Source organism: Curtobacterium sp. MCLR17_040, from assembly GCF_003234735.1.
GTDB lineage: Bacteria > Actinomycetota > Actinomycetes > Actinomycetales > Microbacteriaceae > Curtobacterium > Curtobacterium flaccumfaciens.
On record NZ_QKTE01000001.1, the window covers coordinates 142,006 to 158,649 of the forward strand.

Consider the following 16,644-nt stretch of genomic DNA (forward strand, 5'->3'; position numbering starts at 1 on the left):
AGCGACCCGTCGTCTTCTGCTCACTCGACGCGACCTCCGCGTGCAAGGAGCGTCTGCAGGTGCGCCACTGCGGCTGAGCGGTGCAGCGTCAGGTCGGACTTCGTCCACCGGACGACCGCCCAGCCGAGTCGTTCCATCTCCCGGTAGCGGCGGAGGTCACGGCCCCACTGCTCGGCGTCGGTCCGGTGGTGGTCACCCTCGTACTCGATGACGATGCGGTGCTCCGGGTACGCCAGGTCGACGCGGCCGACGAACCGACCGGCTTCGTCCAGCACGTCGACCTGCAGTTCGGGCTCGGGCAGCCCCGCGCGGACGATCGCCAGCCGCGCTCGGGTCTCCTGCGGCGACCCGGCCCCCACCCGCACGAGCTCGAGCGCCACGCGCAGCTTCCGCACGCCACGACGATTCCCCACCCCGGCGAGCGCGGCGGCGAGGTCCTCCAGCGCGGTCGCGCAGGCCCGCGACGTGACGATGGCGTCACCCAGGACGACGAGCTCATCGAGTCCGAGCAGGTCCCCGCACTCCACCCACAGCGCCGCGGGGCTGCTGGACGGAACACCCCAGCGCTGCCGGGTGCCCACTCGGTCAGCAGCCACACGGTGCCCGACCACGCCGACGCGCCGGGGCTGCGCCTGCGGGTGCACGCTGGTGATGTGCACCGGTGCGTCAGGACCGCACGGCACCGGCAGACCCCACAACACTCCCGCAGAGGTGTGGCTGACGAACTGTCCGGGCAACAGGACCGGCCGCAGTGCCTGGATGCGGCGGATCGGATCGGGTGGTCGGTCCCGGGGCCATCGGATCGATCGCGTCGGGCACGTCAGGTCCTTCCGCTGGAGTCGTTGTCGGGGAACTCCGGCTCGATCAGCCGCGCCGATGTCGAAGGCCCGGCCTCGCAGCGCCGGAGGGAGTGGTCGTGGTCGCATGCCGACACGCTCGCGCCCCGCGCCGACGCCCCGCTCACCGAACCGGAGTTCCGTGCAGAACCGGCACCGTGCCTCCCCTGTGGAGGACTCGCGAACCCAAGGGAGTGAGCAGAAGACGACGAGTGACTGTTCGAGACCCGTCGTCTTCTGCTCACTCGACGCCACCCCACACCCACCCGCCCGGCCCATGTCACGTCAACCGCTACGATCGACGCACGAGCCAACGGAGGTCGAAGCGCATCATGGGAGACGGCAAGCCCGCGACCATCTACGACGTCGCCGCACGCGCCGGGGTCTCGAAGTCCCTCGTCTCCCTCGTGCTGCAGCGCTCCCCCCGGGTCAGCGACCAGCGCCGGGCAGCCGTGCTCAAGGCGATCCAGGAGCTCGACTACCGGCCCTCGACCGCAGCCGTCTCCCTCGCCGGCACGCGTAGCCGCACCATCGGCGTGGTCCTCGACGACTTCCGCAACCAGTGGTTCGTGGACCTGCTCACCGGCCTGCGCGAGAGCCTGCAGGACCAGGGGCACCGGCTCGTGGTCGCCGACCGGTTCCTCAACACGGGGCTCGATGCGTCTCCGGTGGAGGGCTTCCTCTCCATGCGCGTCGAGGGCATCGTGATCGCCGGCGAGCCCACCACCGACCTCGCGATCCCCGCCTCGATGCCGCTCGTCATCGCCGGTGGCCGCGTGGCGATCCCCCGCGCGGACACCGTGGCGAACGACGACCACGCCGGTGGCGGCATCGCGGCGCAGCACCTGCTCGACCTCGGCCACACCCGACTCGGGTTCGTCGGTGCGAGCTCGGCGGCCTCGGCCGAACGCCAGTCCGGGTTCGAGCAGGCCGCAGCAGCACGCGCCTCTGTCGTCACGACGGTCCTGCCGGGTGAACCCACCGAGGAGGCCGGTTCCCGCGCCCTCGGCATGCTCCTCGACGAGCACCCGGACGTCACGGCCGTCTTCGCCGCGAACGACGTGATGGCCCTCGGCGCCCTGTCCGAACTCGCCGAACGCGGGTTGCGCGTCCCCGAGGACGTCTCCGTCATCGGCTACGACGACACCCCGGTGGCGGCGATGCGGTACGTCGGCCTGACGAGCATCGACGACCGCAGTGTCGAGATCGGCCGCGGCGCCGGCGAGCGCCTGCTGGCCCGCATCGCCGATCCGCGGATCGCCGCCACGGAACTCCTGGTCGAACCCCGCCTGGTCGCGCGCCGCACCACCGCCGCACGCTGACGCGTCAGCACGGACCCCGGCCGGGAGGCCCGCCTCGCCTCCGCCCCGCCCGCTTCGTGAGCAGAAATGGTCGGGTCCAGGGCCCGTACCCGGCCAGTTCTGCTCACGAAGTCGCGCCGGGCAACTCCGCGTGCTGGACGACCCAGCTGTGCATGACGATCGCGGCCGCCGCCGAGGCGTTGATGCTCCGCGTCGACCCGAACTGCGTGATCTCCAGGTGCCCGGACGCCCCGGCCACCGCTTCGTCGGTGAGCCCGGGGCCCTCCTGGCCGAACAGGAACACGCATCGCTCCGGGATCACCGCGGTCTCGATGCGCTCGGCACCGGGGGTGTTGTCGATGGCGACGACGGGTCGCTGTTCCTCGGCCATCGCGGTGAGGAACGCGTCCACGTCGGGGTGGTAGCGGACGTGCTGGTACCGGTCGGTGACCATCGCCCCGCGCTTGTTCCACCGGCGTCGTCCGATGATGTGCACGGTGCCGGCCAGGAAGGCGTTGGCGCTCCGCACGATCGATCCGATGTTCAGGTCGTGCTGCCAGTTCTCGATCGCGACGTCGAACGCGTGCCGGCGGGTGTCGAGCTCGGCGACGATCGCGTCCATCGACCAGTACCGGTAGCGGTCGAGCACGTTCCGGGAGTCCCCCGCGGCCAGCAGCTCCGGGTCGAGCCTCGGGTCGTCGGGCCAGGGTTCCGGGTGCGGCCCCACCCCGTTGGTCGTCAGCTCGTGCGACGGTTCGGGCGCAGTGGTCACCCGACCAGCGTACGGCGCACACGGCACCGGCCCGACGACGGCAGCGCCCGGCGGCGCCGCGGGCTCAGGCGGTGCCGGCCCCGTGGGCGATGCGCGACTCGATGCCGGCGATCAGGATGTCGAGGCCGAGCGCGAACCGGTCGTCGTAGGAGTGCTCGCCGAGGATCTCGCCCACCAGCCGGTGCCGCTCGGGGCGTCCGGCCTCGGAGTCCCCGCGCCCGACCTGCACCCCGGCGTGCCCGACCACGAAGTCGTAGACGACGAAGAAGGTGTACATCGCCTCGGCCGGCGGCAGCCCGGCGTCCTGCAGGGCACCGACGACCTTCGCCACGACGGCGTCGGACTCGGTCGAGGCGAGCGGGGCGCGCTGGCTGTGCGACTCGAGCACGAGCGGGTGGGTGCGCATCAGGTCGCGGAACGTGGTGGCGAAGGTGCGGACGACGGCGTGCCACTCGTCCGGCCAGACGAAGGTGGCGGTGAACTCGTCGACGGTGCGGCGGACGAGTTCGGCGTGCAGGTCGTCCAGCCCGCCGATGGTCCGGTGCACGGTCATCGGGGCGACCCCGAGCCGCACGCCCAGGGCTCGGAAGGACAGCCGGTCGAGGCCGTCCTCGTTCGCGATGGTCGTGGCGGCGTCGATCACCTGCTCGCGGGAGAGCACGTTCGGGCGGCCTCGGCGTCGTCGCGGCGTCACCTCGAGCTCCGTCTCCGACACCGGGGTGGGTCGGGGCGCGGCGGACGGGGTTCCGGGTTCGACGAGCACGAGGGGCCTCCTTGATTCGGTACGTGTCCCGAAAAGCGTAGGGCAAAAGCCGACCGCGGTTCGGTGTCTCGACCTTCTCGGGTCTCGGAGCAGCGCGCAAGAGCCGCCCCGGGCCTCCCGGCCCTTTCCGAGCCGGCCACGAGCCGGGCCTGAACCCCTGCGCAGTAGGGTGAGGGCCATGGCGACCCGAGACGACGTCGAGTGCTGGCTGACCGACATGGACGGCGTGCTCGTCCACGAGAACCAGGCGCTCCCGGGCGCGCCGGAACTCATCCAGCAGTGGCTCGACGACGGCACCGAGTTCCTCGTGCTGACGAACAACTCGATCTTCACGCCGCGCGACCTCAGCGCCCGACTGCGGGGCTCGGGCCTGCACGTGCCCGAGGAGCGGATCTGGACGAGTGCGCTCGCCACGGCCGACTTCTGCAAGTCGCAGATGCCCGGTGGCTCGGCGTTCGTGATCGGTGAGGCCGGCATGACCACCGCCCTGCACGAGGCCGGGTTCATCATGACCGAGACCGCGCCCGACTACGTCGTCGTCGGTGAGACCCGCAACTACTCGTTCGAGGCGATCACCAAGGCCGTCCGGCTCATCCGCGCCGGTGCCCGCTTCATCGTGACGAACCCCGACGCCACCGGCCCGAGCGCCGAGGGGGTCCTGCCGGCCACCGGTGCCATCGCGGCGATGATCGAGAAGGCCACCGGCAAGCAGCCCTACGTGGTGGGCAAGCCGAACCCGATGATGTTCCGCTCAGCGATGAACCGGATCGGGGCGCACTCCGAGAACACCGGCATGATCGGCGACCGCATGGACACCGACGTGCAGGCCGGCATCGAGGCCGGGCTGCACACCGTGCTCGTGATGACGGGGATCAGCGACCAGGCCGAGATCGACCGGTACCCGTTCCGCCCGAGCGAGGTCATCTCCGGCGTGCACGAGCTCGTGCGCACCGAGCCGTTCGAGGTCGAGCTCTAGCTCGAGCTCCAACGGCCCACGCCACCCGGGTGCGCCCGTTCGCCGCAGATCGCTCGATGACGATCCGGTGAACAGAACCGCCCTGCGGTGAACGACGGGAAAACTGCCCCTGGGGCGACTCTATGGTTGCCCTGGTCGAGCCGAAAGTGGCTCTGATCAGGGTTTTCTGTGAGTTGCTACAGGATGGGGTCATCGGTGCCGATGTCGGTTCGTGCCACGACGGCAGTGGTCGTCGGCGCGCTCGGGGCACTCGTGGGGACGGCGATCGTCGCCCCGCACCTGGTCCCCTCGCCGGCGCCGCAGACGTCGGCGGTCACCGTGCAGGCCGGCACCGACGCCTGCGGGACGGGGTGGCCCGCGAGCCCGGACCGCGCCCTCGCCGGCCCCCAGACGTTCCGGATCCACAACACCTCCGTCGCCGGGATCGAGGTGCAGCTGGTCGACCCCACGAACGGCGCGGTCTACCTCGACGCGGAGGGTCTGGGATCGGGTGCGACGCACGACTACGGCGTCCGACTCCCCCGCGGCCAGTACCGGTTCCGCTGCCTGCCCGCCGACGCGAACCCGAGCACCGGACCCGTCGTCCACCTGCGCGGCGCCACCCACGTCAGCGACGAGACCCCGGGGATCGTCCCGGTCGCCCGCGACGACCTGATCCCCGCCGCGAAGTCGTACGGCGCCTGGATCGAGAGTCGCCTGCCGACGCTGCTCGACGACGTGCGTGCGCTGGACGCCGACGTCCGTGCAGGTGACGTCCGCGCTGCACGGCGGGACTGGCTGACCGGGCACCGCGAGTACGAGCAGCTCGGAGCCGCCTACGGTGCGTTCGGGGACGACGACACCGCGATCAACGGGCTCCCGGCCGCCGGACGGACCGCACTCGACGACCCGCACCTGACCGGGTTCCACCGCGTCGAGGCGCTGCTGTGGTCGGGTGCGCCCAGCCGTCGCGCCGTCGTGCCCGCCGACGCCCTGGTCGCCGCCGTCGCCTACCTGCGCCGGACGTTCCCCACCCAACGGGTCGACCCGCTCGACATCGGCCTGCGCTCGCACGAGATCCTCGAGAATGCACTCCGTTTCGAGGCGACCGGGGCCACCGACGCCGGCAGCCACACCGCACTGGCGACGATCGACGCGAACACCATCGGGACGGAACACGCGCTCGAGCCGCTCCGGTCGATCCTGCGGACCCGCTACCCGGGGCTCCGGGCCACCGATCGCGCGCTGGCGACCCTCCGCGCCGACGTGGAATCACACCGACGGCCCGACGGCAGCTGGGACACCCTCGACGGTCTCGACCGCACCGCCCGCGAGCACCTGGACGCCGACCTCGACGCTGCGCTCGAACGACTCGCCCCCGTCGCCGCCATCTGCGACCCGAGGAGGACCTCGTGACCGAACGACCACAGCGCCAGGGCCGGCAGGGCCTCCAGAGCCGGCAACTCCCACGCGGGATGGACGCGGCGACGTACCGACGAATGACCGAGGCGCACGCCCGCCTCGGATTGTCCGCCGACGGCAGCGCGTGTCCCGCCGGCGCCCCGGGCGACCAGCACCCGCCGACCGGCCCCACCCGCGGGGTCGGCCGCCGCGCGTTCCTGACCAGCGCGGTCGGGGCAGGTGCCGGAGCCGCCGCGGCGGCGGCGAGCCTGACCGCCGGGGGTGGGACGGGCCTCCAGGCAGCCGCCGCGACCACGGGCGGTGCCGACGCTCCGCCCGGTTCCTCGTACGCGTTCCACGGGGCGCACCAGGCGGGGATCACCACGCCCGCGCAGCGACAGTCGGCGTTCCTGGCATTCGACGTGACCGCGGCCGACCGCGGGGAGCTCGCCGACCTGCTCCGGACGATCACCGAGCGGGCACGGTTCCTCACCCGCGGCGGCATGCCTGCCGACGTCGGGATCACCGCGCCGCCGGCCGACTCCGGCGTGCTCGGACCGGAGGTCGCGGCCGACGGGCTCACCGTGACCGCGAGCGTCGGTGCCTCGCTCTTCGACCACCGGTACGGCCTGTCGGGGCAGCGCCCGGCGCGGTTGCGGACGATGGAGGACTTCCCGAACGACGACCTCGACCGGTCGATCTCGGACGGCGACCTGCTGTTGCAGGTGTGCGCACACAACACCGACACCGTCCTGCACGCGGTCCGCGACATCGCCCGGGCGACCCGCGGCGGCATGCAGGTGCGCTGGCGGCAGGACGGTTTCGCGTCCCCGCCGCGCCCCTCCGGCACCCCGCGCAACCTGCTCGGGTTCAAGGACGGCACCGGCAACCCCTCCACCGCGGACCGCAGCGTCATGGACGACCTGGTCTGGACCCGCGGCGGACAGGACGGCGAACCCGACTGGGTCACCGGGGGCAGCTACCACGTCGTGCGGACCATCCGGATGTTCGTCGAGTTCTGGGACCGCGTCTCGCTGCACGAGCAGGAGAACATGATCGGCCGGCACCGCGACTCCGGTGCCCCGCTCACCCGCAGCGGGGAGTTCGACGACCCCCGGTACCAGGACGACCCGACCGGTGACGTCATCCAGATGGACGCGCACATCCGGTTGGCGAACCCGCGCACCGCCGAGGCCCGTGTGCAGCAGATGCTCCGTCGTCCGTACAACTACGACAACGGCACCGACACGAACGGCGACCTCGACATGGGCCTGCTGTTCGCGTGCTTCCAGGCCGACCTGGAACGGCAGTTCGTCGCCGTGCAGAAGCGCCTGGTCGACGAGCCGCTCGTCGACTACCTGTCACCGGTCGGCGGTGGCTACTACTTCGCCCTGCCCGGGGTCCGCCACGCGGACGACTGGCTGGGCCGTCGGCTGCTCGCACGGACCTAGCCGGGCCGTCGCTCGAACGCGCCCGCCGCAGGGCTCCACCGCTCCCCACCACCCCACCGTCCCGACCAGTGAGAGGTTCCACGTGTTCCGACCTTCCGAACGACGCGTCCAACAGGGCGCGCTCGCCATCATGGCCCTGGCGGCCGTCGCCGGGACGGCCCTCGCCATCCCGCAGTCGGCGTCCGCCGCGGACAACTCCCTGAAGACCACCACACCGATCAAGCACGTCGTCGTCATGTACGACGAGAACGTGTCGTTCGACCACTACTTCGGCACCTACCCGAAGGCCGCGAACACCGACGGCACCCGCTTCACCGCGGCGCGGAACACCCCGAAGGTGAACACGCTCGCGTCCTCCGGCACCCTGACGAAGAACCCGAACGCCTACGCCCCGTCACGGCTGACGCCCGCCCAGGCGCTCACGTGCGACCAGAACCACAACTACCTGCCCGAGCAGAAGGCCGTCGACGGGGGTGCCATGGACGAGTTCGTCGAGAGCACCTCGGTGGACACCTGCACCGGCCTGTACGGGCCCCCCGGCCTGACGATGGACTACTACGACGGCAACACCACCACCGGGCTGTGGAACTACGCCCAGAACTACGCGATGAGCGACAACGCCTGGGACACCGGCTTCGGCCCCTCGACCCCCGGGGCGCTCAACCTGATCAGCGGCAACACCCACGGCGGCACGGGCGTGGACTCGGTCACCGGTGCCACGGTGCCGACCTCGACCGCCGTCGTCGCGAAGGACGCCGCCGGCCAGGGCACCGTCACCGCCGACCCCGACCCCGCCTTCGACGACTGCTCCGACAAGGACCACACGTCGACGTCGAACCTGGTCAAGATGTCGGGCAAGAACATCGGCGACCTGCTCAACGCGAAGGGCGTCACCTGGGGCTGGTTCCAGGGCGGCTTCACCCCGACGACGGCCTACTCGGGCACCGGCACCCTCGCCAAGTGCGACGCCACCACGACGAACGTGGGCGGCTCGGTCAGCAACGACTACTCGCCGCACCACAACCCGTTCGCGTACTACGCGTCGACCTCGAACCCGCACCACCTGGCACCGACGAGCGACCGCATGATCGGCTCCACCGACCGCGCGAACCACCAGTACGACCTGTCGGCGTTCGACACCGCGCTCGCCGAGCACCGGATGCCCGCCGTGTCCTTCCTCAAGGCGCCCGAGGCCCAGGACGGCCACGCCGCGTACTCCGACCCGCTCGACGAGCAGAAGTTCCTGACGTCGAAGATCAACGAGATCGAGCGGTCGCCGGAGTGGTCGAGCACGGCCATCGTCATCAACTACGACGACTCCGACGGCTGGTATGACCACGTCGCGCCGACGATCCTGAACGGGTCGACGGACTCCTCGAACGACACCACGGTCTGCACCGCGGCCGCGACCAAGGTCGGTGTCGCCGGTGGGTACCTCGACCGCTGTGGCCCCTCGCAGCGGCTGCCGTACCTGGTCATCTCGCCGTTCGCCAAGCAGAACCACGTCGACCACACCGCCATCGAGCAGACCTCGACCACGAAGTTCATCGAGGACAACTGGTCGACCGGGCGGATCGGTGACCAGTCGTTCGACGCTCGGGCCGGGTCCATCCGGAGCATGTTCGACTTCACGCACCCGCAGCACCGCGAGGTGCTCCTGAACACGAAGAGCGGTGCGGTCTCGCGGATCGTGTCCACGGCCGTCACGCCGAAGCCGACCCCGAAGCCCACGACGAAGCCGCACACGGGGACCGGCGGCAGCGGCACGGGCGCGAGCACCGGTTCCGGTGGAACGGCAGGAACGGCGGGCACGGCAGGCACGGGCGCCGGCACGGGCGCCGGCACGGGCAGCGGGGCCGCGCCTGCCTCGAGCGCCGCAGCAGGAGCCGGGGCCGCGGGGCAGACCGTCGCCGCCGATCCGTCCGCGACCGACCCGTCCGCGACGCGCCTGGCGTTCACCGGCGTGCAGCTCACCGGGGTCACCATCGCCGCGATCGTGTTCCTGATGGCCGGCGTCGCGCTGGTCGTCGTCCGCCGTCGACAGCTCCGGCGTCGGACCGACTGACACGACGCTGGTCGACCGACGCGTCTCGTCGACCGACACGACACGCCGAGCCGACTGACACGTCGCGTCGCGTCGCGTCGACCGACACGACCGAACCGTGCCCCGGAGCGTGCTGCGCTCCGGGGCACCGTCGCGTCCGCGCGGGGTCGCCACGCGCCGGTCGGGTCAGCGTCCGCCAGTGCAGCGGCCGTCGCGTCCGTTCCCTCAGACCACGTCGACCTGGAGGCGCGGCTCGCCTCCCGGCACCACGACCGTCCCCATCGGCGGCACCGTCCGCCACCGCTTCGCGAGCCGACGGGGTCGGTCGTCGTACCAGGCGATGACCCCGCCGGCCACGATGCCGAACGCGAGCACCCCGAACGAGAACAGCCCGATCAGGCCGAGCAGCGTCAGCTTGCCGAAGTCGCTCGGGTCCGCGGTCGCCGAGAACCCGATGGACCCGAAGTCCCAGAAGGCGTGCAGCAGCACCGGGGCGAGCAGCGACCCGGTCAGCCGACGCGCGACGTACAGGGTCGACCCGAACGACGCCGCGAACACGACCTGGATGAGCGTCGGCCCGATCCCGGCACCGGCGAGCGCGTTGAGCAGGTGCAGCAGCCCGAACAGTGCGCACGACAGGGCCCAGACCCCCATCTCCGGCAGGCGCCGCCGCAGCCCGACGAGCAGGGTCCCGCGGGCCATGAGCTCCTCGAAGACCCCGACGAACAGCACCCCGACGGCGAGCAGCAGGAAGTAGTGCGACGGCAGCGCCGTCCAGTCGATCAGGGGCAGCCGGACGATGCACACCACGAGCACGAGGATCGGTGCGAGCATCGTCCACCGCAGCCGCGTCCGGACCGGGTCGACCGTGGCGATCCGCCACCAACCGAGCGCCGTGACGAACAGGGCGAGTGCCACGACGGCGATGCCCTCGGGGATGACCAGGGCGTGCACGACGCTGTCGACGGTCTGCCCGAGGGTCGCGTAGTCGTCGCTCGGCCGTGACCGCCAGGCGCTGATCGCCGCGAACACCACGATCGGCGCGAGCCCGAGCAGCAGCGACGGGGGCACCGGCCAGCGACGGCGGCGGGCTCGGACGGGGGCGGTGGTGGTCATCTGCTGGTTGTACCAGGCGGGACGTACGATTGGCGGTATGCGCCTGCCCTCCCTGTCCACCATGGCAGAGGACTACGTCAAGCTCATCTGGAAGGCCAGCGAGCGCGGCGGGCCCGGCCTGGCGACGCGGGACATCGCGGCGTCGCTGAAGGTGTCGGCGTCGACGGTGTCGGGCAACCTCAAGAAGCTCGACCGCGACGGCCTGATCGAGCACACCCCGTACTACGGCGTCGTGCTCACCCCGCTCGGGCAGCAGGTCGCGGTGGCGATGGTCCGGCGACACCGGCTGATCGAGACGTTCCTGGTGGAGCGGCTCGGCTACTCGTGGGACGAGGTCCACACCGAGGCCGAGGCCCTGGAGCACGCCGTGTCCGAGCAGTTCCTCGACCGGGTCGACGCCGACCTCGGCCACCCGACGCACGACCCCCACGGTGACCCGATCCCCGGGGCGGACGGCATCGTGCCGGACTCCCCCGGCACGCTCCTCGGCGCGATCGAGCCGGGAGCGTGCGGCACCGTCGACCGGGTCTCGGACGACGACCCCTCGCTGCTGCGGTACTTCGACGAGCTCGGGGTGGGACTGGGCACGCACCTGCGGGTCGAGCGGGTGCGGGACTACGCCGGCGTCATCGCGGTGTCGCGGCGGGCGACCGACGGCTCGGAGTCCCTCGTCGACCTGCCGGCCGCCGCCGCGTCCTCCATCTGGCTCGCGCCCGACGGCGACTGACCGCGCTGCGTGTGCGGGCGGGATGGTCGCGTGGTCTCCCGGTCACGACACCCCGCTCACGTCCGCCGAGCGGTCAGGAACTGTCGCCCGGCAGCCCCGCAACCGACGGTTCGCGTCCACTCGGCACCCAACGCACGGGGCGTCGTGACCGCAGCGCGACAAGTCGCACGCAATCGGCCTCGGCCAGATGAACCTGCCCGCGAACCCGCGTGGCGACGGACGGGAGGCCCGGTGCGCGGCCGCCACGCGCCTCCCGTCCGACGCCCCACCGGCCACGGCACCCCGCTCACCTCCGCCGAATGGTCAGGAACCGTCGCCCGGCAGCCCCGCAACCGACGGTTCGCGACCACTCGGCGCCCCGGCCACGGGGTGTCGTGACCGCGCGACGCGCCCACCCCACCACCGTGACAGCGACGGTTCGCGACCACTCAGCCCGCCCGGCCGCGCGCGCCCGCCGGCCCTAGCCCTGCACGGAGCGCGTCCGGCCGAGGGCGACCTCGCGCCGAGCCCGTTCGAGCGCGTACTCGGACGCGACGCCGGGGTCGTGCAGCAGCCGTTCGGTCTCGTGCACGTGCTCCCGGACGGCGTCGGTCCCCCGGTCGGCGGCCGCGACGAGGACCGGTCCGACGGTGTCTTCGCCGAGTCCCACCAGAGCACGCGACAGGCTGAGCCGACGTTCGCGGTCGCCGATGCCGAGCTGCACGGCGAGGGTCCGCGCGAGCGACGCCCGCTCGTCGTCCGGCACCAGTGCGACGGCCGTGCGCCAGGCGGCGCGGAGCACCTCGTCGTCGTGGTCCTCGAGCAGCGAGCGCACCGCCGGCCACGCCTCCGGGTCGCCGATCTTCGACAGGGTGTGGAGCGCCTGGCTGCGGGCCTGGGGCTCGGGGCGCTCGAGCTCGGGCAGGACGCGGGCGACGACGTCGTCGGCGGGGTGCCGGGTGAGCGCCCACGTCAGCATGTCGCGGACGAAGAAGTCCGGCTCGACGGCGCACTGTGCCACGAGCACCTCGAGGTCCGCGGGGTCCGGGGTGGTCCCCGCGGCCATCACGGCCTGCAGCCGGGCGGAGGATCGCGGATCGGCGAGGGCATCGGTGAGCGTGGTCATCCGTCCATCGAAGCCCCTCGCGCCGGGGCCGTGTCAAGCATCGGGGCATAGCGTCGGGAGACGTGCGGTTCGCTCCCACCGCACCTCCGACCACGAAAGGACCTCCGCATGCCCCGCATCGGTACCAGTGACCTGCACGTGTTCCCCCTCGCCCTCGGCGGCAACGTCTTCGGGTGGACGGCGGACGAGTCGACCTCGCACCAGGTCCTCGATGCCTACACCGCGGCCGGTGGCGACTTCATCGACACCGCGGACGTCTACTCGGCCTGGGCGCCGGGCAACTCGGGCGGCGAGTCCGAGCGGGTCATCGGTTCGTGGCTGCGCGCCTCGGGCAAGCGGGACGACGTCGTCATCGCGACGAAGGGCTCGCAGCACCCGGAGTTCCAGGGCCTCGCCGCGGGCACCGTCGCCGCCGCTGCCCGCGCGAGCCTCGAGCGCCTCGGCACCGACCGGATCGACCTGTACTACGCGCACTTCGACGACCAGTCGACCCCGCTCGAGGAGACCGTCCGCGCCTTCGACCAGCTCGTGCAGGACGGCCTGGTCCGCTACACCGCGATCTCGAACTACTCGAAGGACCGCGCCGCGGAGTGGATCCGCATCGCGACGGAGAACGGCCTCGCCCAGCCCGTCGCCATCCAGCCGCACTACAACCTGGTCACACGCCAGCCGTACGAGGCCGAGATCGCACCGCTCGCGCACGAGCACGGACTCGGCGTGGTGCCGTACTTCTCGCTCGCCGCGGGGTTCCTGACCGGCAAGTACCGCTCGAAGGACGACTTCGCCGGCAAGGACCGCGAGGGCCAGGTGTCCGGCTACTTCACCGACGAGGGGCTCGCCGTCGTGGACGCGCTGTCCTCGATCGCCGATGCACACGGTTCCGAGATCGCCACCGTCGCACTCGCCTGGCTGCAGGCGAAGCCCGACGTCGTCGCGCCGATCGCGAGCGCCCGGAACACCGAGCAGCTGCCGGCGCTGCTGGCCTCGGCGGAGCTCGAGCTCACCGCCGACGACCTGCAGACGCTGTCCGACGTGTCGGCGAAGGTGCCCGCGAGCGCCTGACGCCGGCGCATCTCAGCCGATGCGCGTACATGTTCCGACATCCCACTCGTCGTTCGACGGGTGGGATGTCGTTCGTTGCGCACGCAGTCGCTGCATGTGCGTGTTCCGACAGACCACCAGTCGATCACGGGGTGGATCGTCGCAGAACGCGTGCGACCCGCGCCGACGGCCCGCCTACGCCCCCGGCGCCAACGACCCGGTCAGCGGCTGCCCCGACGAGCGCGTCACGAAGCACGCGATGAACCGGTCACCCTGGTCCCACGTCGCCTGGTCCGGCGCGTAGGAACCCTGCACCTGCACGTCGCCCACGGCGGCGGCGGCCGAGGCGTTCAGCGCTGTGTCGGACTGGCACTGGTCGGCCGCCTGGGTCGCGAGGGCCTCGGCACCGGGATAGGTGTCGCCCTCGACCGCGAGCCGTGCGGTCAGCTGCCCGATGTGCGGCGTCGCGCAGTCCACCACCGTGAAGGTCTGCGACCACGCGTTCGTGAACGGCGACAGGCACTCCCCGCCGGCCAGGTCGGTCCACGGGTGCTCACCGGGCAGGGCCGGGGTCGTGGCGAACTGCAGCGTGGCGGCCGGTGCTGCCGCGTCACCCGACTGCGAGGCCGACGCCGACGGCGCGGCGCTCGGGGTCGCCGGCGCCGACGAGGCAGCCACCGGCGACTTCGTCGGCACGGCCTGGTCGGCGATGTTGTTCCCGAGGATCCACTTCGACAGCAGGAACACCAGCACGATGAGCACGAGGATCAGCGCGATCGACCCGTAGATCAGCAGCTGCTTGCCGCGCTTGCCCTCGTTCCGCAGCCGCGCGAAGCCCTCGTTGATGAAGTTGTCGCGGTCGCCGGACTGCCGGTCCGGACCGCCGGCCGGCCGGCCAGCAGCAGCAGGCGCGGGGGCAGCAGTCGGCGCAGCAGCAGCCGCGGGCACGGCAGCCGCCGGCATCATCCGCGTCCCGGTGTCCTCCGGGTCGTAGCCGGTCCCGCCGAGCTGCCCGACGGCCTCGGTGCCGAACAGGTCCTTGATGGCACTCGTGTCACTGGTCTCGCGGCCGTCCCACTCGGACTGGTCCAGGTCGTCCGGCGCCGCGGCAGGAAGGGACTCCGGCTGCGGACCGGTGTCGTTCCCACGCAGTCCGAGCACGGCGTCGAGGTCCTGCCCCACCGACGGCGGCAGGTGCGCCGGGTACTCCTGGGCACCCGCAGCCGGCTCGACGAGCGGCGGTGCGGCGGTCGGCGGCACGGTCGCGTCGGGCTCGGACCACCAGGGCGTCCCGGCCGCCGGCATCGCGGTGGTCGGCGCATCGACCTGGAGGCCCTCGGTCGCGTCCGGCACGTCGTCTCCGGCGGGCTCACGGGGCACGTCCACGGCCTCGGTCGCCTCCGGCGGAGCGGCACCAGAGGCAGCACCAGCACCAGCGGCGCCAGCAGCCGGGACCGCCGGGGGCACCACCGGCGGCACGGGGACCGCCGGCGGCACCGGGTAGGTCCGCGGTGCCTGCGGCAGCCCGGAGGCGGGGGTGTCGACCTCGCCGGCGACGACCTCGTCCTCGTCGTCCAACTCGTCGGCGAGCGACCAGGACCCGGCGGACAGCGCGGTGGTGTCGAACGAGTCGGTGGTCAGCGTCGCCGGGACCTCGCCGGGCTCGTCGTCACCGATCGCCCAGTCGAACGGCCGGTCGTGCGCACCGGTCTGCGTGGGGACCGGCCCGGTGCTGGTGATGCGCAGCAGGTCGGTGAAGGTCGGCGGTTCCTCGGTCGGCGGCAGCACGTTCTCGACGCCGAGGGGCTGCGGGGCAGCGGGAGCAGCGGGTGCCACGGACTCCGGGTGGTTCCCGGTCGCGCGGCCGAGCCAGTCGACGTCGGCGCGGCCCTCGCCGAACGGGTCGACGCGGCGACGCTCGTCCTCGATGGCCTTCGACGCGGCAGCTCGTTCGTCGCGGTGGGTCTGTGCCGTCGGCAGCACGATCGACGACGGGTGCGGTGCAGTGGAGTCCGGCGCGACGTCGGCGGCGGCCGGGATCCGGTCGTGCAGTGTGGAGCGCTCGTGCTCGACGACGGCGTCGGGGTTCTCGGAGGGTGCGAGCAGCTCGGGCGGCATCGAGATGGCCTGGGTCGCGCCGTCGTCGAGCGCCGGAGCGGAAGCGGCCGGCGCAGACGCGGCAGGAGCCGGCGCAGCAGGAGCAGGAACAGCAGGAACAGCAGCAGGAGCAGCAGCCTCGGCGCCCTCCGCCTCCCCCTCGGCCACGAACGGCTCGGGCAGCGGCGCGCCCGTCTCGCGGGCGGTGCGCTCGGCCTCGCGGCGCTCCCGCCGCGACGGCCAGTCCTCCTCGCCGCGCGGAGCCCCGAAGATGTCCGCAGCGCTGCGGAGACCGTGGAACGGAGCGTCCGATCCGGACGCACGCCGAGCCTCCAGGCCGTCGTCCCCGTCTGCCGGGCCGGCGGTGCCGTCGGGTTCGCGTGCGTCGTCCGGACGCTCCTCGGTCACGCGGTCAGCCCCAGATCAGCCAACCCGATGGCCGCGAAGTACGGGTAGCCGGCCGCCTCGATCGTCTCCTTGGCACCGGTGTCCCGGTCGACGACGACCGCGACGGCGGCGATGATCGCACCCTCGCGCTCGAGCGCCTCGGCCGCCTTGAGCGGCGAGCCGCCGGTGGTGGAGGTGTCCTCGAGCACGACGACGCGCTTGCCCTTGAGGTCCGGTCCCTCGACCTGCTTGCCGCGGCCGTGGTCCTTCGGCTCCTTGCGGACGACGAAGGCGTCGTAGGTCAGGCCCTGGGCTGCGGCCTGGTGCAGGACGGCGCTGGCGATGGGGTCGGCGCCCATGGTCAGGCCACCGACGGCGGAGACGTCCGGCACCTGCTGCACGAGCTCGGTCATGACCTGGCCGATCAGCGGCGCGACGCGGTGGTCCAGGCTGACTTTCCGCAGGTCGATGTAGTACGTCGCCTTCTTCCCGCTGGTCAGGGTGAAGTCGCCGTGGAACACCGCTTCGGAGGAGATGTACTGGATCAACTGTTCGCGCGCCTCGGTCACAGCGCACAAGGGTAGTCGGTCGGGCCCGCAACGCGCTCCCCCAGCCTGTGGGTCTGTGCGTACCGGCACCGAGGCGGCC

At 72.3% G+C, this 16,644-nt stretch carries 14 protein-coding genes; 7 read left to right on the plus strand and 7 right to left on the minus strand.

What is annotated here, in order from left to right; genetic code table 11:
* Positions 1-20 precede the first annotated feature (20 nt).
* The gene (locus tag DEJ01_RS00680; RefSeq protein WP_111091936.1) at positions 21-659 is read right to left on the minus strand and encodes an endonuclease domain-containing protein; all 639 of its coding nucleotides are present in this window, start codon (positions 657-659) and stop codon (positions 21-23) included.
* 509 nt (positions 660-1,168) lie between these two features.
* Between DEJ01_RS00680 and DEJ01_RS00685 the strand changes: the two genes are divergently transcribed.
* Positions 1,169-2,158 (plus strand): LacI family DNA-binding transcriptional regulator, encoded by a 990-nt coding sequence (locus tag DEJ01_RS00685; protein ID WP_111048005.1) that lies wholly within the window; start codon positions 1,169-1,171, stop codon positions 2,156-2,158.
* Between the two features lie 103 nt (positions 2,159-2,261).
* Here the strand turns inward: DEJ01_RS00685 and DEJ01_RS00690 are convergent, their stop codons facing one another.
* Positions 2,262-2,909, minus strand: a complete 648-nt coding sequence (locus tag DEJ01_RS00690; RefSeq protein WP_111091937.1) for a TrmH family RNA methyltransferase — start codon at positions 2,907-2,909, stop codon at positions 2,262-2,264.
* 64 nt (positions 2,910-2,973) lie between these two features.
* A complete protein-coding gene (locus DEJ01_RS00695) occupies positions 2,974-3,672 on the minus strand; it encodes a TetR/AcrR family transcriptional regulator (RefSeq protein ID WP_163343243.1) in 699 nt (232 codons plus the stop codon).
* 178 nt (positions 3,673-3,850) lie between these two features.
* Here DEJ01_RS00695 and DEJ01_RS00700 point away from each other — a divergent pair, with 178 nt between their 5' ends.
* The 4 genes from DEJ01_RS00700 (at position 3,851) to DEJ01_RS00715 (ending at position 9,544) form a co-directional block, all read left to right on the plus strand.
* Positions 3,851-4,648 (plus strand): HAD-IIA family hydrolase, encoded by a 798-nt coding sequence (locus DEJ01_RS00700; RefSeq protein WP_027464991.1) that lies wholly within the window; start codon positions 3,851-3,853, stop codon positions 4,646-4,648.
* 201 nt (positions 4,649-4,849) lie between these two features.
* Positions 4,850-6,043 (plus strand): EfeM/EfeO family lipoprotein, encoded by a 1,194-nt coding sequence (locus tag DEJ01_RS00705; protein WP_111091938.1) that lies wholly within the window; start codon positions 4,850-4,852, stop codon positions 6,041-6,043.
* A complete protein-coding gene (efeB, locus tag DEJ01_RS00710; protein ID WP_258375609.1) occupies positions 6,040-7,479 on the plus strand; it encodes an iron uptake transporter deferrochelatase/peroxidase subunit in 1,440 nt (479 codons plus the stop codon). The genes DEJ01_RS00705 and efeB overlap by 4 nt, the downstream gene beginning before the upstream one ends.
* An 82-nt stretch (positions 7,480-7,561) precedes the next feature.
* Entirely contained in the window at positions 7,562-9,544 is a 1,983-nt protein-coding gene (locus tag DEJ01_RS00715; RefSeq protein ID WP_258375610.1) for an alkaline phosphatase family protein, read from the plus strand.
* Between the two features lie 204 nt (positions 9,545-9,748).
* Here DEJ01_RS00715 and DEJ01_RS00720 read toward each other — a convergent pair whose 3' ends face one another.
* Complete coding sequence (locus DEJ01_RS00720) at positions 9,749-10,639, minus strand: CPBP family intramembrane glutamic endopeptidase (RefSeq protein WP_181438315.1); 891 nt, start codon at positions 10,637-10,639, stop codon at positions 9,749-9,751.
* Between the two features lie 37 nt (positions 10,640-10,676).
* Between DEJ01_RS00720 and DEJ01_RS00725 the strand changes: the two genes are divergently transcribed.
* The gene (locus tag DEJ01_RS00725) at positions 10,677-11,366 is read left to right on the plus strand and encodes a metal-dependent transcriptional regulator (protein ID WP_027464846.1); all 690 of its coding nucleotides are present in this window, start codon (positions 10,677-10,679) and stop codon (positions 11,364-11,366) included.
* A gap of 460 nt (positions 11,367-11,826) precedes the next feature.
* Here the strand turns inward: DEJ01_RS00725 and DEJ01_RS00730 are convergent, their stop codons facing one another.
* Positions 11,827-12,471, minus strand: coding sequence for a HEAT repeat domain-containing protein (locus DEJ01_RS00730; protein ID WP_111091942.1), 645 nt, complete (start codon positions 12,469-12,471; stop codon positions 11,827-11,829).
* A gap of 108 nt (positions 12,472-12,579) precedes the next feature.
* Between DEJ01_RS00730 and DEJ01_RS00735 the strand changes: the two genes are divergently transcribed.
* Positions 12,580-13,533: an aldo/keto reductase gene (locus DEJ01_RS00735; protein ID WP_111091943.1), complete on the plus strand. Its 954-nt coding sequence runs from the start codon at positions 12,580-12,582 to the stop codon at positions 13,531-13,533.
* Between the two features lie 174 nt (positions 13,534-13,707).
* On the opposite strand, the gene DEJ01_RS00740 is transcribed toward DEJ01_RS00735, so the two are convergent.
* A complete protein-coding gene (locus tag DEJ01_RS00740; RefSeq protein WP_111091944.1) occupies positions 13,708-16,017 on the minus strand; it encodes a septum formation family protein in 2,310 nt (769 codons plus the stop codon).
* Complete coding sequence (gene pyrE / locus DEJ01_RS00745) at positions 16,014-16,565, minus strand: orotate phosphoribosyltransferase (protein ID WP_111091945.1); 552 nt, start codon at positions 16,563-16,565, stop codon at positions 16,014-16,016. The genes DEJ01_RS00740 and pyrE overlap by 4 nt, the downstream gene beginning before the upstream one ends.
* Positions 16,566-16,644: the final 79 nt, after the last annotated feature.

Excerpts from the sequence above, each read along its gene's own strand:
- DEJ01_RS00685 (WP_111048005.1), top strand. The coding sequence starts at position 1,169 with ATGGGAGACGGCAAGCCCGCGACCATCTACGACGTCGCCGCACGCGCC.
- DEJ01_RS00700 (WP_027464991.1), top strand. The coding sequence starts at position 3,851 with ATGGCGACCCGAGACGACGTCGAGTGCTGGCTGACCGACATGGACGGC.
- DEJ01_RS00705 (WP_111091938.1), top strand. The coding sequence starts at position 4,850 with ATGTCGGTTCGTGCCACGACGGCAGTGGTCGTCGGCGCGCTCGGGGCA.
- DEJ01_RS00720 (WP_181438315.1), bottom strand. The coding sequence starts at position 10,639 with ATGACCACCACCGCCCCCGTCCGAGCCCGCCGCCGTCGCTGGCCGGTG.
- DEJ01_RS00725 (WP_027464846.1), top strand. The coding sequence starts at position 10,677 with ATGCGCCTGCCCTCCCTGTCCACCATGGCAGAGGACTACGTCAAGCTC.
- DEJ01_RS00730 (WP_111091942.1), bottom strand. The coding sequence starts at position 12,471 with ATGACCACGCTCACCGATGCCCTCGCCGATCCGCGATCCTCCGCCCGG.
- DEJ01_RS00735 (WP_111091943.1), top strand. The coding sequence starts at position 12,580 with ATGCCCCGCATCGGTACCAGTGACCTGCACGTGTTCCCCCTCGCCCTC.